This window comes from Ferrovibrio sp., assembly GCF_046297595.1.
GTDB lineage: Bacteria > Pseudomonadota > Alphaproteobacteria > Ferrovibrionales > Ferrovibrionaceae > Ferrovibrio.
This window is the reverse complement of sequence record NZ_JBKBHT010000010.1, coordinates 30439-51006: the sequence shown is the minus strand read 5'-3', so window position 1 is coordinate 51006 and position 20568 is coordinate 30439. Positions and strand designations below refer to the sequence as shown.

Genomic DNA, 20568 nt, shown 5'->3' with positions numbered 1-20568 from the left:
CGGCCATGAGATTTCTTGTTGGGTCCGGACCGTTTTATTAGTATGACCATCAAACAATTACATAACAAAACGGAGGAAACACCATGACTCGACAGATGCATCGCTTGGCCGGTGCCGCCCTGCTGGCGGCCGCCGGATTGTTCGCGGCAGGCACGGCCAATGCCGCTGACCTCACACTGAAAGCTTCGCACCAGTTTCCCGGCGGCAAGGGCGATGTACGCGATGAAATGGTGCAGATGATCGCCCGCGATGTCGCGAAAGCCAATGTCGGTCTGGATATCAAGGTCTATCCTGGCGCCAGCCTGGTGAAAGCCACCGAGCAGTGGAATGCCATGCTCAAAGGCCAGATCGACATTACGTCCTTCCCGCTGGACTATGCTTCGGGCCAGCATCCGCAATTCGGTGCCACCCTGATGCCCGGCCTGGTGAAGAATCACGACCACGCCAAGCGCATAAATTCGTCGCCTTTCATGCAGGACATCAAAAAGATCATCAACGACGCGGGCGTCGTGGTGCTGGCTGATGCGTGGCTGGCGGGCGCCTTCGGATCGAAGAAGAACTGCATCCTTGAGCCAAATGATGCCAAGGGACTGAAGGTCCGCTCAGCCGGTGCGACATTCGCCGAAATGTGGGCCGGCGCCGGCGCTTCCATCGTTTCCATCCCGTCGAACGAAGTCTATAACGCCCTGCAGACCGGCGTCGCGGACGCCACCGACACGTCGTCGGGCAGCTTCGTTTCCTTCCGCCTGTACGAGCAGGTTTCCTGCCTGACGGCACCGGGCGACAACGCCTTGTGGTTCATGTACGAACCGGTGCTGATGTCCAAGCGCAGCTTCGACAAGCTGAACGACGCCCAGAAGAAAGCCATCATGGAAGCGTCGAAGAAGGCTGAGGACTACTTCGCCGCCGAGTCGAAGAAACTTGACGACAATCTGGTGGAAGCTTTCAAGAAAGCCAACGTCAAGGTCGTGACCATGACCGAGGAGCAGGCTGCCAAATGGCGCGAAGTGGCAAATAACAGCTCCTACCGGACCTTCTCGGAAAAAGTGCCGAACGGTAAGGCGCTGATCGTCAAGGCTCTGCAGGTGCGCTGAGCTCGACACAGATGGATCGCTTCGTATCCTTGGTACGATTGCTGTCGCGGATCAGCGGGGTGGTTGCCATCCTGCTGATCCTGCTCAGCATCATTATCGTCTGCCAGATGATCTTCCAGCGCACCGTACTGCAGCAGTCGACGATCTGGCAGACCGAGTTCGTCATTTTCGCACTCATATCGGCAACATTCATTGGCGCGCCTTATGTTCTGCTGACCCGTGGTCATGTGAATGTCGACCTCATTCCTCTCATTGCCGGGCACAGGACACGGGTCGCCATGGCCCTGCTGGCATCGACGCTGGCCCTGGTTTTCTGTGCGGTCTTGTTCTGGAGTTCGATCTTCTGGTGGCATGAGGCCTTCGAGACCAATCGCCTGACCAGTTCCATGTGGCGGGCACGCGTATGGATCCCGTATCTGTCCCTGCCGGTTGGCATGGGGCTGCTCTGCCTGCAATACATCGCCGATATCTGGGCCATCGCCACCGGTCGCGACATGCCGTTCGGCCTCAAGCCTGAGGACCGCCTGTGAACGAACTTCATCTCGGCGCGTTGATCTGCGTCGTTGCTCTTGCCGTGCTTGCCACCGGCATTCCCATCGCCTTCGGCCTCGGTATCGTCTCCCTCGTCTTCCTGATCGCCCTGGAAGGCTGGGGCAGCATCGATTTCCTCGCGGACACTATCTTCGCCGGGCTGGATGATTTCACCCTCGTCTCCATCCCAATGTTCGTCATCATGGGTGCGGCTGTTGCTTCATCCCGGGCTGGCGCCGACCTTTACGAGGTGCTGAACCGCTGGCTGAACCGCGTGCCCGGCTCGCTGGTCATTTCCAACATCGGCGCCTGCGCGCTGTTTTCCGCCCTCACCGGTTCCTCACCCGCCACCTGCGCCGCCATCGGCAAGATGGGTATCCCGGAGATGCGCAAGCGCGGTTATTCCGCCGACCTTGCCACCGGTGCGATTGCCGCCGGCGGCACGCTCGGCATCCTGATTCCACCCAGCGTGACGATGATCCTTTATGGCATCGCCTCGGAAACCTCGATCGGCAAGCTGTTCCTCGCAGGTGTTCTGCCGGGCCTGCTGCTTACGGCCCTGTTCATGGCCTGGGCGCTGTTCCTGAGCTGGCACCGTGGCGAGAAACTGGCCGATTTCGGTCGGCGCTATTCGCTGGCGGAAAAAGTGGAACTGCTGCCCCGCGTGATCCCCTTTGTCCTGGTCATCGTTGGCGTCGTCTATTCGCTCTATGGCGGCATCGCCACACCATCCGAAGCGGCCGGCGTCGGCGCCATGCTGTGCCTGCTGATGGTTGTCGTGATTTACCGCGTATGGAACCTGCACCAGCTCTGGGAAATCCTGCGCGATGGCATGCGCGAATCCGGCATGCTGCTGATGATCATCGGCGCGTCGATTTTGTTCAGCTATATGATGTCCAGCCTTTTCGTGACCCAGTCTATCGCGCAATGGATCGCGGAACTGGATGTCAACCGCTGGATCCTGTTGCTGTTCATCAACATCCTGCTGCTGTTTGCCGGCTGTTTCCTGCCACCGGCAGCCATCATCCTGATGACCACGCCGATCCTGGCGCCAATCATTGCCAATGCCGGTTTCGATCCGGTCTGGTTCGGCGTCATCCTGACCATCAACATGGAGCTTGGCCTGATCACGCCGCCTGTCGGCCTCAATCTCTTCGTGATCAACAGCATCGCGCCGGATGTGCGTCTTCCCACCATCCTGAAAGGCGCCCTGCCCTTCATGATGTGCATGGTCGTGGCCATCATCCTGCTGTGCCTGTTCCCCGGCATCGCCACCTGGCTGCCGGAAACCATGATGGGCAGATAAAGCCGTGGTGCGATGATGCCGATTGCCTGGCGCATCCTGTTCTGCGCCTGCCTGACTTACATCATCAGTCAGTTCTACCGGTCCGCCAATGCGGTGATCGGCCCCGACCTGATGACCGAATTGAGCCTCACGCCGGAAGATTTGGGCATCCTGACCGGCGCCTTTTTCCTCACCTTCTCGGTAAGCCAGCTGCCCGTCGGCATCGCCCTCGACCGCTGGGGACCGCGTCGCACCATCATCGTCACACTGGTGATCGCTTTCATTGGCGCTCTGGCTTTCGCCCACGGCCGCAATCTCACCGAACTCAGCCTGGCCCGTGTCGTGCTCGGTTTCGGCTGCGCCGCTCTGCTGACCGGTCCGATGGTGCTGTTCTCGCGCTGGTTCAGCCCGGAGAAGTTCGCCCAGATGTCGGGCATCCTGATCGCCGTGGGTAATCTTGGTGTGATTGCCTCCACTGCGCCGCTGGCATGGTTCACTGCGGCTTTCGGCTGGCGCGCGGCATTCTATGTCACTGCGGCAATGACACTGGCGCTGCTGGCGCTGTCCTTCTGGGCCATCCATGACCACCCCAATCCGGCCAAGGCCCGTCCGGGTGCCGGCGAATCCCTGGGACAGGCCCTGCGCGGCGTGGCGACGGTGATGAAGCATCCGGCATTCCCTCACCTCTTCATCATCATCTTCACAGCCTATGCCACCTTCATCACCATCCTGGGCCTCTGGGCCGGGCCTTATCTGCATGACGTCCACGGCATGGATGCCAAGGCGCGCGGCAATGTCCTCATCTTCATGGCGGCGGGCGCGGCCGGTGGCTATTTCATCTGGGGGCCGCTCGACCGCGTGTTTAACACGCGCAAATGGCTGCTTGCAGTCGGCCTCGGCGCGCAGATCCTGTGCCTGCTGGTCCTGGTTCTCATCCCGGGTTTAAGCGTCGCCGTGATCACCATCCTGTTCACCGTGATGGGGGTCATGAATGGCTGCGTGGTGATGATCTTCGCCCATGCCCGCTCGGTTTTTCCGGCGGAACTGGCCGGGCGCGGCATTACCACCCTGAATATAGGCACAATGGGCGGTGGCGCCTTCCAGCAGATCCTGACCGGCTACCTCATGGGCTGGCTGGCCCCGAAAGGTAGCCAGGCTGGCGAACTGGATTATCGTATCCTGTTCGGTGTACAGACTATCCTGCTGCTCACCGCGCTGCTGTTCTATCTGCGCACACCGGACGCCAAACCCCACCAGATTGCCTGATTGTCATGACCGAACCTGTCAGCCCCCGTTTCAACATCGCCCGCTACTGCCTGGCCGAGAACGCGAGGCTGCGCCCGAACAAAACGGCGATGATCCTGGTTGGCGAAAGCGGTGAATTCCGCATGACCTTCGGCGAGGTCGATGTGGCGGTGCGCCAGCTGGCCGCCGGCCTGCAGAGCCTGGGGCTGGCACCCGGCAGCCGCATCATGATCCGCATGGCCAACGATGCCGATTACGCGCTGACCTATTTCGCCACCATGGCGGCAGGCTTTGTCGCCCTGCCCTCCAGCGCCCAGCTCACGCCTGCCGAGGCCGCCTACCTGCTGGAGAATTCCGGCGCTTCTGTTGTGGCTGCCAGCGCCGAACTGGCTCGCGACCTGACACTGCCCTCCGACGTAGTCCTGCTCGATCCGGCCAGGCTGGCGAGTTTGAAGCAGTTCGCGCCGTTGCCCGAATATGCCGATACGGCCGCCGACGATCCGGCCTATCTAGTCTATACCTCGGGCACAACCGGCAAACCGAAGGGTGTGCTGCATGCCCATCGCGCCGCCTGGGGTCGCCGCCCGATGCATCAGGGCTGGCTGGGCCTAAGCGAAAGCGACGTGATGCTGCATGCCGGCGCGTTCAACTGGACATATACGCTGGGTGTCGGCTTGGTCGATCCCTGGGGCGTTGGCGCCACCACGGTGCTGTATAACGGCCATCGCGACATCCAGGTCTGGCCGCGGCTGCTGGAAAAGCATCGCGCCACCATGTTCGCCGCCGTGCCGACGCTGTATCGACAGATCCTGAAATACTGCGATCTGGGAGCGTATGACCTGTCGGCTTTCCGCCATGGCGTCACCGCCGGCGAAGCCCTGCCGCCGGCGCTGCTGGACGAATGGCAGACGCGCACCGGCAAACCGCTCTACGAGGCGCTCGGCATGTCGGAGATTTCGACCTACATCTCCACCGGCCCGGGCATGGCGATCAAACCAGGCAGTCCCGGCAGGCCGCAACCGGGCCGTCGCGTCGCGATCCTCGATCCCGATACTTCCGCTGTTCTTCCCCAGGGCGCCACAGGCCTTCTGGCCGTGCATCGCTCTGAGCCCTCGCTGATGCTGGGTTACTGGCATCGGCCGGAGGAAGAGGCCCTGGTCTATCGCGGCGAATGGTTCTGCGGCGGCGACCTGGCCAGCATCGATGAGGACGGGTATGTCTGGCATCATGGCCGCAACGACGACGTGATGAATGCCATGGGCTATCGAGTCTCTCCGGTGGAGGTCGAAATGGCCATAGCCGAACATCCCGCCGTGGCAGAGGTTGCCGTCACCGAACTGCGCGTGCGCAGCGACGTTTCCGTGATCGGAGCCTTCATCGTGCTGCGCGAGGGCCAATCGCCCAGCCATGACGAAATGGCCACCTTCGCCGAACAGCGCCTGGCCGCTTACAAATGCCCGCGCGAATGGCGTTTCGTCGCCAGCCTGCCGCGTACGGCGAACGGCAAGGTGCAGCGGAAAAAACTGGCCGATACCTGAGGCTTCAGTCCCAGCCGAGACCGCGGACTTCCTGCTGGGCCTTTTCGTCGGCTTCCAGATTCTGCTGCAACCGGGCGCGCGCCTGCTGCTGCAGGGTGATGCGCTTGTCCATATCCTCGCCCCAATGAGCATGAATCTGTTTCAGCAGCTCCTCGTTATGCTGCCGGAAAGTCAGGGTCTTCTTGCGTGCGGCATAGGCCGGCTGGCCCAGGGCTTTCAGCGTCTCCTCGCCTAGCCGCAATGCCGAATGGAAGGTTTCGCGCTCGATCACCGGGATATCGCGGTTCATCAGTTCCACCGCATGCGGCAGGTCGCGGGCGCGGGCTATGATCTTGAGGTGCGGAAAATGCTGCCGCGCCAGATCGGCCAGGGCCAGCGATGCTTCCTGGCTGTCCACGGCGATCACTAGAATCCTCGCCTTGGCTGCGCCGGCCGCTTCCAGCAGGTCTATCCGGGTGGCATCACCGTAGAATACCTTGAATCCGAAGCGGCGCAGTGTATCGATGATTTCTGGGTCATGATCCAGAACCGTGACGCCGATCCCGTTGGCATACAGCAGGCGCACCACGATCTGTCCGAACCGGCCAAAGCCAGCCACGATCACGGGATTGCCTTCGTCCTCCGGCACATCGTGCGCTCGTGTCTCGATACGAGAGAAACGCGGTTCGATCAGACGGTCATTCACCACCACGAGCAACGGTGCCGTCGCCATCGACAATGCGACCACAACGGTCAACAGCGCCACGGTTTCTGAATCCATCACGCCGACGCCTGCCGCGCTGCCGAACAGAACGAAGGCGAATTCACCGCCCTGGGCCAGCAGGAACGCGAACAACGCGATCTGGCTTCCGGGCAGGCGGGCGATGCGGGCCACGGTCAGAAGGATTGCGGCCTTGATCGCCAGCAACGCCGCAACGAGTCCCAGGACCTTGCCCGGTTCGCTGAACAGCAGTCCGAAATCGACCGACATGCCGACTGCCGTGAAGAACAGCCCGAGCAGGAGTCCCTTGAATGGCTCGATATCGCTTTCAAGCTCGTGCCGGTATTCCGACTCTGCCAGCAGCACGCCTGCCAGGAATGTCCCCAGCGCCATCGACAGACCAGCCAACTGCATCAGCAGCGCAATGCCCATCACCAGCAGCAGCGCCACGGCGGTAAAGATTTCGCGCAGACCTGTGGCAGCGATCAGGCGGAAGACCGGCCGGGTCAGGAAACGGCCGCCGAAGATGACGATCGCTACAGCTGCCACGGCTTTCAGGGCACCGACCCAGCCGGCCTCGCCATCTCCCTCCAGTGCCGTCACCCCGCCTAGCAGGGGCAGCAGCGCCAGCATCGGGATCACCGCGATGTCCTGGAACAGCAGGATGGAAAAGGCCGAGCGTCCGCCCGGCGTGCCCAGCAGGCTGCGTTCGGTGAGCGGCTGTAAGGCGATGGCGGTGGAAGACAGCGACAGGCCAAGACCTGCGGCCAGCGCCATCTGCCACGACCAGCCCAGCGACAACCCCAGCGCGGTCAGCGCAAGTGTACACCCGGCAACCTGCCCGCCGCCCAGGCCCAGGATCGGCCACCGCATCTGCCACAGGCGGCGCGGATTCAGTTCCAGCCCGATCACAAACAGCAGCAGGACGATGCCGAATTCGGAAAAATGCAGGATTGCATCCACGTCGGTGATCAGCTTCAGGCCCCAGGGCCCAACCACGATACCGGCGATCAGGTAACCCAGAACCGACCCCAAGCCGAGCCTTTTGGCAATCGGTACCGCGATGACCGCAGCGGCCAGGTAGATCACGGCATTCAGCAGAAGTCCGTCCATGACCCCTTCACCTGTCGCTGGCCGGCACCGCCGGCTGATCGCAGCCGACGCCGTGACCGGGATGCGGGTAGTCGTTCAGCCATTCCCGATAGGCTGTCGCATGGGCGGCAATATCATCCACCGATCTCAGGCGCGCCCCCTGAAACAGGAAAGGTCTGCCATAGGTCATACCGCACAGGATTGCCGTACGTTCGAAAGGCTTCAGCAAATCCGCCATGGTCAGGCCATTGTAGCCGTCCGGCTGGTAGGCATGGCCGGGGCCGCCGGTGGATACCGCCTGCACCAATTCCTTGCCGCGCAGCCTGGTGCCGCCCGTGCCATAGGCCCAGCCATATTCCAGCACGCTGTCCATCCATTCTTTCAACAGCGATGGACAGGAATACCAATATAACGGGTGCTGCATGACGATCACGTCATGCGCCTCCAGAAGGGCCTGCTCCCGCTTCATGTCAATGTGAAAGTCGGGATATGTCTCATACAGATCATGCAGAGTCACATGCGGAAGATCGCGGATGGCCTTCACCATCGCCACGTTGATCCGCGAGTGCTGAGGATAGGGGTGCGCGAACAGCACCAGGATTTTTGGCCTCTCCGTTTTCAAGCTATCCGTCACCCCCATACCTTCACGTAAGCGTTACATCACGGCCAGTCCGTCATCGGCAGCGATGATGGCGCCGTTGATGAACCGTGCTTCATCGGAAGCCAGAAGTAGAAGCAGGCCGTCAAGGTCTTTCGGTTCGCCAACCCGGCGACGCGGCAGCATCTCAATGAGTTTCTGGCCACCGGGTGTGCCCCAGTATTCGCGATTGATCTCGGTTTCGATATAGCCCGGGCAGATCGCATTGGTGTTGATGCCATAGCGCGCCCATTCCAGGGCCATCGCCTTGGTCATCTGCACGACTGCCGCTTTCGACATACAGTAGACCGACAGTTGGCTCAGCACGCGCAGGCCCGCAACCGAGGCGATGTTGATTATCCGTCCGGCCTTTTTCTTCGCGATCATGTCCTTCGCCGCCGCCTGGGCCACGAAGAAGGCGCCCTTGGCGTTGGTGTTCATGGCGAAATCGAAATCCTCGGGCGTCACGTCAACGATGCGAGCCTGTTTGTTCACACCCGAATTGTTGATCAGGATATCCACACCGCCGAGCTGCTGTTCGATCTCGGCAAAGGCGGCCTGGATGTTGGCGTGGTCGTTCACGTCCAACTTCACGGTAATGGCCCGGCCGCCGGCCGCCGTGATCTTGCCGGCCAGGTCGGCGAGCCGGTCGGTCCGGCGCGCGGCCAGCGCAACGCTCGCTCCGGCATTGCTGAGAATCTCAGCGAACCGTTCGCCCAGTCCGCTGCTGGCCCCGGTCACCACCGCCACCTTGCCCTTCAGATTCACGCCCTGGCTCATTGATTCCTCCAGATTTTCTACCGCATCATGGTCGACTTTCACCGCCACTCGGTCAAGGGACTGGCCGGACCGGGAGGACTGCGCTACCCTTACGGCATGCGCATCGAAATCGTTTCCGACGTCATCTGCCCGTGGTGCTTCATCGGCAAGCGCCGCCTGGAACAGGCCATGGCCCAGCGCCCCGATATCGAGTTCGAGATCGGCTGGCGCCCGTTCCAGCTCAATCCGGACATGCCCCGCGAAGGTGCCGACCGGAAAAGCTACCTGGAGGCCAAGTTCGGTGGCCCGGCTCGGGCGAAGGAAATCTATGCCCGTGTCGCCGCCGAAGGCGCCAAGGAAAACATTGCCTTCGATTTCGAAGGCATCAAACGTACACCCAATACCCTGGCCGCCCACAGCACCCTGCGCTGGGCCCTCTCGGCCGGCGTGCAGAATGCCCTGAAGGAGCGTCTGTTCCGGCTATATTTCCTGGAGGGCCAGGATATCGGCGACCATCAGGTGCTGGCCGATGCCGCTGCCGCCGAAGGCATGGACGGCGCACTTGTCAAGACGCTGCTCGATGAAGGCCGCGACGCCGATGTCATCGAGGATGAAGACCGCATGGCACGTGAACTTGGCATAACCGGCGTGCCCTTCTTCATTTTTGAACGCCGTTATGGCGTGCCGGGCGCGCAGACGCCGGATGTGCTGCTGCAGGTGATCGACAAGATTGCCACCGAACCGCCGGAAGCGAATCAGGATTGACCATGGAGCTGGCCGGCCCCTCGGCCCTGTCGCAGGGCGCCCCCTCTCTGGAATTCATCTCCGATGCGCACCGCATCCAGGATTCCAACGTCCGGCAGTTCCTTCAATTGTGGTTCGATGCAAGTGGCTCGGGTTCACTACCTGATAAGGGCTTCCTCGATCCCCTGCGCCTGCGCTTTCTGCTTGGCTCGTTGTCGCTGCTTGAGGTACAGCCGGATCCGCTGCGGTTCCGCTATCGCCTGATCGGCACCGACATCGTGCAGCGGCTGGGATACGAACTGACGGGAAAATGGCTCGACGAGCATCCCGATCCCACCATCCGCCCCTTCATCCTGAAAGGGGCAACGATGGTTTTTCATGCGGCGCGGCCGGTTTACGGCCATGCCCAGGCGCGGGTTCTGGGGGAAGACTGGCTGCTCGAAGTGGTGGCCGTGCCGTTGTTCGGCCCGGATGGCGAGGTCGCCTATATCGGGGCGGGACAAAGTTTCCCACCGGGAAAAGCCGAGCGACCGCCTGGCCAGCCGGCCAGCTAGGCCGCCTTCCTCGCCTTCTGGGCGATTTCGCCGAGCCGCGAGGCGATATGCATCACGCCCTTCAGGCGATCCTCCGGTTCCGGCCAATCGTGAATGAATACCACCTTGTGGTCCGGCCGCAGCTTGGCCTTGCCGCGTTCCGACTGGATGAACAGCACCAGTCCGGCCGGATCGGCAAAACTATTGTCGCGGAAAGTAAGCGTGGCGCCCTTTGGGCCGGCCTCGATCTTCAGGATATTGGCATCGCGGCAATGCTTCTTGATCGCCACGATATCCAGAAGATGCTGCACTTCGGCTGGCAGCGGCCCGAACCGGTCAATCAACTCGGCGGCGAAAGCATCGATCTCGGCACGATTTTCCAGCTCGGCGACACGACGGTAAAGCTGCATGCGCAGGTTCAGGTCCGCTACGTAACTGTCCGGAATCAACACCGCCGTGCCGATCTGAATCTGCGGCGACCATTTCTCGCCATGCAGGCTGCCCTCTCCGCGCGCCGAGGCCCGAGCTTCGGCAATCGCATCCTGCAGCATCTCCTGATACAGTTCGAAGCCAACCTCGCGGATATGGCCTGACTGCTCCTCGCCAAGCAGGTTGCCGGCACCGCGCAAATCGAGGTCATGGGATGCCAGGGTGAATCCTGCACCCAGACTGTCCAGGCTCTGCAGAACGCGCAGACGCTGGTCCGCCGATGCATTCAGCAAACGCCCGGCCTGGTAGGTGAAATAGGCATAGGCACGCAGTTTGGAACGCCCGACGCGGCCACGCAGCTGATACATCTGCGCCAGACCGAAAAGATCAGCGCGATAGACGACCAGCGTATTAGCCGACGGAATATCCAGGCCGCTTTCCACGATGTTGGTGGCAACCAGCACATCATAGCGCCGGTCGTAGAACGCGTTCATGACGTCGTCGAGGTCGGTCGCCGCCATCTGGCCATGCGCCACCACGGCTTTCAGTTCCGGCACATGCTCGCGGATGAAGGCCATGGCGGTGTCGAGGTATTCGATACGCGGGCACACGAAGAAACTTTGCCCGCCACGGAAATGCTCGCGCATCAGCGCTTCGCGGATCACCACCGGATCAAATGGCGTTACATAGGTGCGCACGGCCAGACGGTCGACCGGCGGCGTGGCGATCAGGCTGAGTTCGCGCACGCCGGACAGCGCGAGCTGCAGGGTGCGCGGGATCGGCGTGGCCGACATGGTCAGCACATGCACCTCGGCGCGAAGCTGCTTCAGGCGCTCCTTGTGCTTAACGCCGAAATGCTGTTCCTCGTCGATGATTAGCAGGCCCAACCGCTTGAATTCGATGCTCTTCGACAGCACGGCATGGGTGCCGATCACGATATCGACCGTGCCGTCCTTCAGGCCTTTCTTGGCCTCGGTTGCCGTTTTGGTCGAGACCATGCGCGACAGCTGCTCGATCCGCACCGGCAGGCCGCGGAAGCGCTGCACGAAGGTGCGGAAATGCTGGCGGCAGAGCAGCGTGGTCGGGCAGACCAGCGCCACCTGCTGGCCGGCCATGGCGGCGGCAAAGGCCGCCCGCAGCGCTACTTCAGTCTTGCCGAAACCCACATCGCCGCAGATCAGGCGATCCATCGGTTTGCCGCTGGCCAGATCGTCCAGGGTATCCTCGATGGCGCGGCCCTGATCCTCGGTTTCATCGTAGGGGAAACGGGCGCAAAACTCCTCATACAGGCCATCCGGAGGCAGCACCCGTTCGCCCTGGCGCAATTCGCGCTGGGCGGCGATCTTCATCAGCTCGCCGGCCATGTCCTTCAGGCGCTGCTTCATGCGCGCCTTGCGGTTCTGCCAGGCCACGCCGCCAAGCTTGTCGAGCGTTATCTCGGCTTCCGGCGAACCGTAGCGCGACAGCATCTCGATATTCTCGACCGGCAGATACAGCCGGTCGCCGCCATCGTAATGCAGCAGCAGGCAGTCATGGGGCGCGCCGGCGATGTCCAGCGTCACAAGGTCCTTGTACTGCCCGATACCATGGTCGATATGCACCACGTAATCGCCGGGCTGAAGCGCGCTCGCCTCGGCGATGAAATTCTCGGCCCTGCGCTTTTTCTGGCGCGGCCGCACCAGACGGTCGCCCAGAATGTCCTGCTCGGCCACCACACACAAATCGGCGGCCTCAAACCCATGCTCGATGGGCAGCACGGCAATCGCAGCCACGCTTTTGGGCAAGCCATCCAGCTCGGCAGCGCTTTCCACCGGCTGCGGCGCATCCAGACCATGATCCTTCAGGATATGCCCAAGGCGGTCCAGCGCACCCACCGAGAAGGTGGCGAACAGCACGCGCCGGCCGGCCTGTGCCTGTTTGGCCAGATGACCGCCCAGCGCATCGTAGACGCTGACCTGGCTGGCGGCCTTGTGCTCGGCCGCCTGCGCCGCTTGAGTGCGTTCTGGTGCAAAGTCGCGGCCGGGCCTGCCGCCCAGGTCGACCACGGTGACATCCGCGCCCCCTACGGCATCGAAGGGATGGAGCAGACCCAATGCCCGCTTCTCCAGCCGGGAGGTCCATTCGCCAGCCGTTAGATACAGACGATCCGGCGGCAATGGCTTGTAGGGCGCCCCGCCCTCTTCCAACCCGCGCTTCATCGCAGCGCGCCGGGCGTCGTAATGGTCGGCGATCGTCTTCAGCCGCTCATCGGCCGCGTCCCCGGTCAGGTGGTCCAATGTCACCACAGCCTGGGGCAGATAGTCGAACACTGTGGCCAGGTGGTCGAAAAACAGCGGTAGCCAGTGTTCCATGCCGATCTGGCGCCGGCCGGCAGAAACCGCTTCGTAAAGCGGGTCTTCCTTGGTGACGGTGCCGAAGAGTTCGCGATAGCCACTGCGGAAGCGTCCGATCGCCTCCTCGTCCAGCGGCACCTCGCTCATCGCGGTAAGCGAGAGTTCGTCAGCGGCGCCGATGGTACGCTGGGAGGCGGGATCGAAGCGGCGGATGTTTTCCACCTCATCGCCGAAGAAGTCGAGCCGGTACGGCGCCTCGCTGCCCGGCGGGAACAGGTCTACCAGGCCGCCGCGTACGGCAAATTCGCCGGACTCGTTCACGGTCGAGACGCGCGTATAACCGTTGCGCGACAGATATTCGACCAGCTTTTCCGGTGCGACGCGCTCGCCCTTGGCGGCGCGGAAGCCGGTATTGCCGAAATAATCCGGCTGCGGCAGGCGTTGCAAGGCCGCATTCACCGTGGTGAGCAGCAGCAGGGGCTGGCCGTCCTGCCTGGTCGCCAGCCGGTTCAGCGTATCCATGCGCCGGGCGGCGATCTCGGCATTGGGCGAGACGCGGTCATAGGGCTGGCAGTCCCAGGCCGGCAGGGTCAGCACGGGCAGGTCGGGCGCAAAGAATTTCAGCGCCGCCTCGACGGTCGCCATGCGGGCATCGTCGCGACAGACATGCAGCACGCTGCCGCCCTGCTGGCGCTGCACCAGCGCGATCAGCAGGCGCACGTCCTGCCCTTCCGGCGCGCCGGCCAATGCCCAGCGGCCCGGCCGGGTCAGGATATCCGGCAGGACAAAACTCATGGGATCAGAGGGGCAGCCTGTAGGCTCTGAGCAGCTTCATCACCCCGGTATCCAGATGCTGCGGGACCGGATCGCGGCCGATGGCCCAGGCATAGATCTGGGGATCGTCGTAATTCTCCAGCAGGCTTTCATACTGGTCGAGTTCGCGGTCGGTGAAGGTCGGCAGATGGCGCGCGGCAAAGCTGCCGAGCAGGATGTCGGTCTCCTTCATGCCGGTATAGCGGCTGCGATGCAGCAGGCGCTTGCGCCGGGTTTCGGTATCCTCTGCCATGGGGTGCCTCCGGGGTGAAGGCAGGATATAGTACGCCAAGCCACGGATTCTCAAGGTTTCCCCGGAATTTTCAGCCCTTTATGCGCCCGGAATCGCTGTTTCCCGCCTTCGCCCCGATCACCAGCCTGAAAGGCTGCGGGCCCAAGCTCGCCCCGCTGGTGGAAAAGCTGGTCGGCGGCGGCCGGGTGCTGGACCTGTGGTGGCACTTGCCCTCTGGGTTGATCGACCGGCGCTACCGGCCGGCCGTGGCCGAGGCTGAGCCGGGCCGCATCGCCACGCTGGAAATCACCATCGACCGCCACCTGCCGCCGCGCAACCCGCGCATACCCTATAAGATCACCGCCCATGACGGCAGCGGCCGGATCACGCTGGTCTTCTTCAACGGCCGCGAAGACTTCCTGAAACGCAGTCTGCCGGAAGGCGAAATCCGGCTGGTGAGCGGCCTGGTCGAACTGTTCGACGGTCAGGTCCAGATGACCCATCCCGACCGCTTTGGCACCCCGGAGGAAATCGAGCAGCTGGCCGCCGTTGAACCGGTCTATCCGCTCACCGCCGGCGTGGCGCCGCGCACGCTGGCCAAGATCATCGACCACGCCCTGGCCAAGGCACCGCCCCTGCCCGACTGGCTCGATCCGGAATACAAGCGCCGGCAGGACTGGCCGGACTGGCGCGAGGCTTTGTTCGCCGCACACCGCCCCGACAGCCAGGTCGATCTGGAAAAAGACAGCCTGCCGCTTCAGCGTCTGGCCTATGATGAATTGCTGGCCAACCAGCTGGCCCTGCTGCTGGTGCGCCGGCGCCTGAAGCGGCTGAGCGGACGGCTGCTGCAGGGCGACGGGCGGTTGCGCGATGCTCTGGAGAAACTTCTGCCCTGGCCGCTGACCAATGCCCAGAAGCAGGCCAATGGCGAGATCGCCGGCGATATGGCATCCGACAAACGCATGCTGCGGCTGCTGCAGGGCGATGTGGGCAGCGGCAAGACCATGGTGGCGCTGAATGCCATGCTGCTCTGCGTCGAGGCCGGTGCGCAGGCCGCGCTGATGGCGCCGACGGAAATCCTCGCCCGCCAGCATGCCGAGACGCTGGAACGTTATTGCAGCCAACTGGGCGTGACCCTCGCGCTGCTGACCGGTCGCGACAAGGGCAAGGCCCGCGCCGCCCTGCTGCAGCGCCTAGCAGCCGGCGAGATCGACATTCTTGTGGGCACCCATGCCCTGTTCCAGGACGACGTGGTGTTCAAGGACCTGGCACTGGCGGTGATCGACGAACAGCACCGCTTCGGCGTGAGCCAGCGGCTCGGTCTGGCTGCCAAGGGCCAGCGCGATAAAGGTGGCGTCGACGTTCTGGTGATGACGGCGACGCCGATCCCGCGTACGCTCTCGCTGACCGCCTATGGCGATATGGACGTCTCCAAGCTGACCGAGAAGCCGCCCGGCCGCGCGCCGGTCGATACCCGTACCATCGCATCCGATCGCTTCCTCGACGTGGTGGGTGCGGTGAAGCGCAAGATTCAATCCGGCGAACGGGTCTACTGGGTGTGCCCGCTGGTCGAGGAGAGCGAGCAAAGCGACCTTGCCGCTGCCGCAGAACGCCACTCCGCCCTGAAGCTGGCGCTGGAACCCGAACTGGGCGAAGGCAGCGTCGGGCTGGTGCATGGCCAGATGGGCGCTGCCGAGAAGGATGCCGCCATGGAAGCCTTCGCCAGTGGCCGTTCGAAACTGCTGGTCGCCACCACCGTGATCGAGGTGGGTGTGGATGTGCCCGAGGCCACACTGATCGTGATCGAACATGCCGAACGATTTGGTCTGGCACAATTGCACCAGTTGCGCGGACGGGTGGGCCGTGGCGGCAAACCCGGCGCCTGCCTGTTGGTCTATTCCGGCCCGCTGGGCGAAACGGCCCGTGCTAGGCTGAAGACCATCCGCGAGACGGACGACGGTTTCCAGATTGCCGAGGAGGACCTGAAGCTGCGCGGCGCTGGCGAAGTGCTGGGCACACGACAAAGCGGCCTGCCCGAATTCAGGCTGGCCGACCTGGCAGCCCATGCGGAATTGCTGGCCACGGCCCGCGACGATGCCAAGCTGATCCTGGAACGCGATCCAAAACTGGCCAGCCCACGCGGTCGCGCGTTACTTGAATTGCTATACCTCTTTGAGCGCGACGCCGCCATCCAGTATCTGCAATCGGGCTGACCGAGCCTATTCCGCTGCTGCGGCCAGATCGGCGTGTTCGACACGCAGGCGGAAGAACCCGACCAGATCGGCCAGTTCCTGCGCCTGACGGCTGAGGGTGCGGGACGCGGCGTGGGTTTCCTCCACCAGCGCGGCATTGCGCTGGGTCATGTCGTCCATACCGGCGATGGCCGTATTGATCTGCTCCAACCCACGCGCCTGCTCGCCGCTGGCATTGGCGATCTCGGCCACGATGACAGATACCTCGCGGATCGAATTGACAATGTCGCCCAGGCTGGCGCCAGCCTCATGCGCCAGCCCCGTGCCGGCCTTCACTTCGGTATTCGATGTTGCAATCAAGGCGCGGGTCTCCTTAGCCGCATTCGCCGAACGTTGGGCCAGGGCGCGCACTTCCTGCGCCACCACGGCAAAGCCCTTGCCGGCCTCACCGGCCCGCGCCGCTTCCACGGCGGCATTCAGGGCCAGCAGGTTGGTCTGGAAGGCGATCTCGTCGATCAGCCCCATGATGTCGGAAATCCGGCGCGCGCCACCGGCGATGCGATCCATCGCTTCCACCACCTGCGTCACCACTGCGCCGCCGCGTTCGGCATTGCGGCGCGCCGCGTCGGCCAGCCGGTCGGCATCACGGGCATTCTCGGCATTCTGCTTTACCGTGACCGTCACCTGGTGCATGGCCGCCGCCGTCTCCTCAAGCGAGGCCGCCTGGTGTTCGGTGCGCTGCGCCAGGTCCTCGGCGCCACCGGTGATCTCTGCCGAGGCATCGCGGACCGCACGGGTCGAGGCGCCGAGCCGGCCGGCGAATTCGCCCATCCGCGACGACAACGCATTTGCCGCCTGCTTCAGGTCGGCAAACACGCCACGATAGTCGCCCTGCATGTTGCGCCCCACCTCGCCATTGGCCAAGGCCTGCAGCACGGCGGACAATTCGCCGATCACGCCGGCCAACGTGTCGGTCAAGCGGTTGATGCTGTGGCTGACCTCGCGGAAATCGCCCTCCTTGCCGGCCAGGTCGAGTCGCCGGCCGAGGTCACCTTCGGATACCGCCTTCGACAAATCGGCAATTTCAGCGGCCATCGCAGCCTCGCGCTGGCGCTGGGCCTGTTGCTCGGCGGCATGGGCCCGTTCGCGCTGCTGCTCGGCCCTGGCCATCTGGCGGCGTTCGGTCTCGTGGCCACGGAAAACTTCATAGGCCCGCGCCATGGCCCCGATCTCGTCACCGCGCGATGCATCGGGGCTAACGATGTCCAGATTGCCCTCGGCCAATGCCTTCATGGCCGATGTCATGCGATGGATCGGATTCAGGATGCCGCGCGCGACCACGATACTGGCCAGAATGATCAGCAGCACCATGGCCAGGGTTACGCCAGCGGACACCATGACAATCTGATCCCGTGTCTGCTCGGCCTGTGCCCGCGCCGTCGCTTCGGCCGTCTCAGCATTGCGCACTAGTTCGGCCAGCAAGGGAGCAATCGCCTCGCGTATCCGACCGGACTCGGCCGCACTCGCATTCAGGGCCTCATATGCCGCCGCATAAGCCTGCGCGGCATCCATGTAGGCCGCCAGCAGGGTACGGACTTCTTCCTTCACCGTATCGAAAAAAGGCGCCGTCTTTAGGATGCCGAGAAATTCCGCCGATGCCTTGGCAAGCTCGGCTTCAAATTTGGCGCGGTCGCCGCTCAGGGCATATTCGACCTCGAAGCCGCGCATCTGCAGCATCGTGATGGTCAGTTGATTGGCGATATCGAACGTCATGCCTATCGCCTTGCCGCGCACCTCTTCCAGCTTGTTCTGGAAGGCATGGCCTGCCTGCAGCATGGCACCGCGCTGGCCCGAAGCATTATCGAAGCCGACGGCACGACGGTTTTCAATCATGCGCGTATTCAGCGGACCGAGCGGTGATGCCTGTTGCGCCAGCCGTTCGACCAGTGGTCCGATCTCGCTATCTCGCCTGGCCCGACGTAATGTGGCAAGCTCCGCTTCGATAGCAGCCCAATCCTGTGGCAAGCTAACAGCCAGCGCAGCATCGTTACCACTTATCAGGCGTTCAGCCGTCTGCTGCAACACGATGAAACGCTTGTCCAGGCTCTGTGCCGCAAACTGTATTGCGGTCGCGGCCGCCACCTGTCGCTCCACGCCGGCTATGGCCTGCCGTTCATATATGCCCGCTGCCACTGCCACGATGATCGCCAGAATGGCGCCAAGTATAATGGCGCCGATCCGCTGACCGATGGAAATACGCATGAACAAACCGGGGAGTCATTATTGCTTGCGCCAGCCTTAGCGGCGCAACGTGACAGCCGAGTGACATCTGCAAAATTTGTCGAGATATGCACAGAAAAGGCCCGCCATTTCTGGCGGGCCTTGTTCAGTCGCTATCGCCATACAACGTTCAGGCGAATTCCAGGATCACCTGATCGACGGCGAGGCTGTCGCCCTTCTTGGCATTGACTTTCTTCACCGTGCCATCGCGTTCGGCGCGCAGCACGTTTTCCATCTTCATGGCTTCCACTACGGCCAGAGCCTGACCGGCCTTCACCGGTTCGCCTTCAGCGACATTGATCGAAACCACCAGGCCCGGCATCGGGCAGAGCAGGAATTTCGACATGTCGGGCGGCAGTTTCTCGGGCATCAGCCGCGCCAGATCGGCCGCGCGCGGCGTGCGCACGGCGACATCCAGTTCGGCGCCGCCATGCACGATGCGGACGCCATCCGGCCGGGCCGACACGCGCGCCACTACAGTCTGGCCGTTCACGCTGCCGCGGAAGAAGGGCTGGCCCGGCTTCCAGTCGCTGCGCACCTTCAGCGTCTTGCCCTTCCCAACTTTCACGTCAATGCCGCCATCGGCATTGGCGACATGGAGCGGGTATTCAACCTTGTTCAGTACCGCGATCCATTCGGCGCCCGGTTCCCATTCCGGCAGGCCCAGCTTGCCGCCCAGATGACGGGCGCGGAATTCGTTGCGGATGTGCAGCAGAGCCGCAACCGCCAGCATCGCGCTTTGCCGGCCTTCCGGCAGTACCGTGCCGCCATACCCCGCCGGCCATTCCTCGGCGATGAAATTGGTCGACAGCCGGCCCTCGCGGAAGCGCGGGTGATCCAGCACGGCAGAGAGGAAATTGACGTTATGGCCGATACCGGCGATCCAGGTCTCGTCCAGCGCGGCCGAGAGCGTGGAGATGGCCGTGTCGCGATCCTTGCCGAAGCTGCAGAGCTTAGAGATCATCGGATCGTAGAACATGCTGATCTCGCTGCCCTCCACGACGCCGGTGTCGTTGCGGATGACATCGGATTCCGGCGCGGTGCGCCAGCGCACAAGGCGGCCGGTGCTGGGCAGAAAGCCGCGCAGCGGATCTTCCGCGTAGATGCGGGCCTCGACGGCCCAGCCGTTCAGCTTCACATCGGACTGCGCGATGGTCAGTTTCTCGTTTGCTGCGACGCGGATCATCTGCTCGACCAGGTCGATGCCGGTGATCAGTTCGGTGACCGGATGCTCCACCTGCAGGCGAGTGTTCATCTCAAGGAAATAGAAGCTGCGATCCGGACCGACGATGAATTCGACCGTGCCGGCGCTATCGTAGTTCACCGTCTTGGCCAGGGCGACGGCCTGTTCGCCCATCGCCTTGCGGGTCTTCTCGTCAAGGAAGGGACTCGGGGCCTCCTCGATCACCTTTTGATGCCGGCGCTGGATCGAACACTCGCGTTCGCCCAGATAAATCACGTTGCCGTGCTTGTCGCCCAGCACCTGGATTTCGATATGGCGCGGCTGCTCGATGTATTTCTCGATGAATACGCGGTCATCGCCGAACGAGTTCTTCGCCTCATTGGTGGCCGACGAAAAGCCTTGTGCCACCTCGTCGGCGGAGCGCGCGATGCGCATGCCCTTGCCACCACCGCCGGCCGAGGCCTTGATCATCACCGGGAAGCCGATCTCGGTGGCGATTTTCACGGCTTCCGCCGTGGTGGCGATGGCGCCCAGGTAACCCGGCACGGTGGAGACGCCGGCCTGCTTGGCCAGCTTCTTGGACTCGATCTTGTCGCCCATGGCATAGATCGCGTCCGGGTTCGGGCCGATGAAGGCGATCCCGGCGTCCTTCAGCGCGGCAGCAAAGGCACGGTTCTCGGACAGGAAGCCATAGCCCGGATGCACCGCCTGCGCGCCGGTCTTCTTGCAGGCGGCGACGATCTTGTCGATCACCAGGTAGCTCTCGGCCGCCGCCGAGGGGCCGATATGGATCGCCTCGTCAGCCATGCGCATATGCAGCGCACCGTCGTCGGCATCGGAATAGACCGCCACGGTCTTGATGCCCAGCCTGCGGCAGGTCTTGATGACACGGCAGGCGATTTCGCCACGGTTGGCGATCAGGATCTTGGTGAACAGCTTGGTTGCCAT

At 63.0% G+C, this 20568-nt stretch carries 15 protein-coding genes; 8 read left to right on the top strand and 7 right to left on the bottom strand.

From position 1 onward, the window contains the following. Positions 1-83 precede the first annotated feature (83 nt). The 5 genes from dctP to ACK4FJ_RS19365 are packed head-to-tail and all read left to right on the top strand — an operon-like array spanning position 84 to position 5693. Positions 84-1094 carry a TRAP transporter substrate-binding protein DctP gene (dctP, locus tag ACK4FJ_RS19385; RefSeq protein ID WP_409768373.1) on the top strand — a complete coding sequence of 337 codons (1011 nt, stop codon included), beginning with the start codon at positions 84-86 and terminating at the stop codon, positions 1092-1094. Positions 1095-1105: 11 nt separating this feature from the next. Next, positions 1106-1624 (top strand): TRAP transporter small permease, encoded by a 519-nt coding sequence (locus tag ACK4FJ_RS19380; protein ID WP_409768372.1) that lies wholly within the window; start codon positions 1106-1108, stop codon positions 1622-1624. Beyond that, positions 1621-2931, top strand: a complete 1311-nt coding sequence (locus tag ACK4FJ_RS19375; protein WP_409768371.1) for a TRAP transporter large permease — start codon at positions 1621-1623, stop codon at positions 2929-2931. Before ACK4FJ_RS19380 ends, ACK4FJ_RS19375 begins: the two co-directional genes overlap by 4 nt. 12 nt (positions 2932-2943) lie before the next feature. Next, complete coding sequence (locus tag ACK4FJ_RS19370; protein WP_409768370.1) at positions 2944-4176, top strand: MFS transporter; 1233 nt, start codon at positions 2944-2946, stop codon at positions 4174-4176. Positions 4177-4181: 5 nt separating this feature from the next. After that, positions 4182-5693 (top strand): acyl-CoA synthetase, encoded by a 1512-nt coding sequence (locus tag ACK4FJ_RS19365; protein WP_409768369.1) that lies wholly within the window; start codon positions 4182-4184, stop codon positions 5691-5693. Positions 5694-5697: 4 nt separating this feature from the next. Here the strand turns inward: ACK4FJ_RS19365 and kefC are convergent, their stop codons facing one another. The 3 genes from kefC to ACK4FJ_RS19350 are packed head-to-tail and all read right to left on the bottom strand — an operon-like array spanning position 5698 to position 8902. After that, entirely contained in the window at positions 5698-7506 is a 1809-nt protein-coding gene (gene kefC / locus ACK4FJ_RS19360; RefSeq protein WP_409768368.1) for a glutathione-regulated potassium-efflux system protein KefC, read from the bottom strand. 7 nt (positions 7507-7513) lie between these two features. Next, positions 7514-8125: an NAD(P)H-dependent oxidoreductase gene (locus ACK4FJ_RS19355; protein ID WP_409768367.1), complete on the bottom strand. Its 612-nt coding sequence runs from the start codon at positions 8123-8125 to the stop codon at positions 7514-7516. 15 nt (positions 8126-8140) lie between these two features. Further along, a complete protein-coding gene (locus ACK4FJ_RS19350) occupies positions 8141-8902 on the bottom strand; it encodes an SDR family oxidoreductase (protein ID WP_409768366.1) in 762 nt (253 codons plus the stop codon). 27 nt (positions 8903-8929) lie between these two features. On the opposite strand from ACK4FJ_RS19350, the gene ACK4FJ_RS19345 reads away from it, so the two are divergent. Then, positions 8930-9646, top strand: coding sequence for a DsbA family oxidoreductase (locus tag ACK4FJ_RS19345; protein WP_409768365.1), 717 nt, complete (start codon positions 8930-8932; stop codon positions 9644-9646). Between the two features lie 2 nt (positions 9647-9648). Beyond that, positions 9649-10179, top strand: a complete 531-nt coding sequence (locus tag ACK4FJ_RS19340; RefSeq protein ID WP_409768364.1) for a PAS domain-containing protein — start codon at positions 9649-9651, stop codon at positions 10177-10179. Here ACK4FJ_RS19340 and mfd read toward each other — a convergent pair. Both mfd and ACK4FJ_RS19330 read right to left on the bottom strand, forming a co-directional pair. After that, positions 10176-13715: a transcription-repair coupling factor gene (gene mfd, locus ACK4FJ_RS19335; RefSeq protein ID WP_409768363.1), complete on the bottom strand. Its 3540-nt coding sequence runs from the start codon at positions 13713-13715 to the stop codon at positions 10176-10178. The two genes, ACK4FJ_RS19340 and mfd, sit on opposite strands and share 4 nt — an antisense overlap. Positions 13716-13719: 4 nt before the next feature. After that, positions 13720-13986, bottom strand: a complete 267-nt coding sequence (locus tag ACK4FJ_RS19330; protein WP_409768362.1) for a succinate dehydrogenase assembly factor 2 — start codon at positions 13984-13986, stop codon at positions 13720-13722. A gap of 80 nt (positions 13987-14066) precedes the next feature. On the opposite strand from ACK4FJ_RS19330, the gene recG reads away from it, so the two are divergent. Beyond that, positions 14067-16178: an ATP-dependent DNA helicase RecG gene (gene recG / locus ACK4FJ_RS19325; protein ID WP_409768361.1), complete on the top strand. Its 2112-nt coding sequence runs from the start codon at positions 14067-14069 to the stop codon at positions 16176-16178. Positions 16179-16184: 6 nt separating this feature from the next. Here recG and ACK4FJ_RS19320 read toward each other — a convergent pair whose 3' ends face one another. Both ACK4FJ_RS19320 and ACK4FJ_RS19315 read right to left on the bottom strand, forming a co-directional pair. Continuing rightward, entirely contained in the window at positions 16185-18419 is a 2235-nt protein-coding gene (locus ACK4FJ_RS19320; protein WP_409768360.1) for a methyl-accepting chemotaxis protein, read from the bottom strand. Between the two features lie 148 nt (positions 18420-18567). Next, a complete protein-coding gene (locus tag ACK4FJ_RS19315; protein ID WP_409768359.1) occupies positions 18568-20568 on the bottom strand; it encodes an acetyl-CoA carboxylase biotin carboxylase subunit in 2001 nt (666 codons plus the stop codon).

Coding starts and splice junctions, on each gene's coding strand:
- dctP (WP_409768373.1), top strand. CDS start 84: ATGACTCGACAGATGCATCGCTTGGCCGGTGCCGCCCTGCTGGCGGCC.
- ACK4FJ_RS19380 (WP_409768372.1), top strand. CDS start 1,106: ATGGATCGCTTCGTATCCTTGGTACGATTGCTGTCGCGGATCAGCGGG.
- ACK4FJ_RS19370 (WP_409768370.1), top strand. CDS start 2,944: ATGATGCCGATTGCCTGGCGCATCCTGTTCTGCGCCTGCCTGACTTAC.
- ACK4FJ_RS19365 (WP_409768369.1), top strand. CDS start 4,182: ATGACCGAACCTGTCAGCCCCCGTTTCAACATCGCCCGCTACTGCCTG.
- kefC (WP_409768368.1), bottom strand. CDS start 7,506: ATGGACGGACTTCTGCTGAATGCCGTGATCTACCTGGCCGCTGCGGTC.
- ACK4FJ_RS19355 (WP_409768367.1), bottom strand. CDS start 8,125: ATGGGGGTGACGGATAGCTTGAAAACGGAGAGGCCAAAAATCCTGGTG.
- ACK4FJ_RS19350 (WP_409768366.1), bottom strand. CDS start 8,902: ATGAGCCAGGGCGTGAATCTGAAGGGCAAGGTGGCGGTGGTGACCGGG.
- ACK4FJ_RS19345 (WP_409768365.1), top strand. CDS start 8,930: ATGGTCGACTTTCACCGCCACTCGGTCAAGGGACTGGCCGGACCGGGA.
- ACK4FJ_RS19340 (WP_409768364.1), top strand. CDS start 9,649: ATGGAGCTGGCCGGCCCCTCGGCCCTGTCGCAGGGCGCCCCCTCTCTG.
- mfd (WP_409768363.1), bottom strand. CDS start 13,715: ATGAGTTTTGTCCTGCCGGATATCCTGACCCGGCCGGGCCGCTGGGCA.
- ACK4FJ_RS19330 (WP_409768362.1), bottom strand. CDS start 13,986: ATGGCAGAGGATACCGAAACCCGGCGCAAGCGCCTGCTGCATCGCAGC.
- recG (WP_409768361.1), top strand. CDS start 14,067: ATGCGCCCGGAATCGCTGTTTCCCGCCTTCGCCCCGATCACCAGCCTG.
- ACK4FJ_RS19320 (WP_409768360.1), bottom strand. CDS start 18,419: ATGCGTATTTCCATCGGTCAGCGGATCGGCGCCATTATACTTGGCGCC.
- ACK4FJ_RS19315 (WP_409768359.1), bottom strand. CDS start 20,568: ATGGCAACCAAGCTGTTCACCAAGATCCTGATCGCCAACCGTGGCGAA.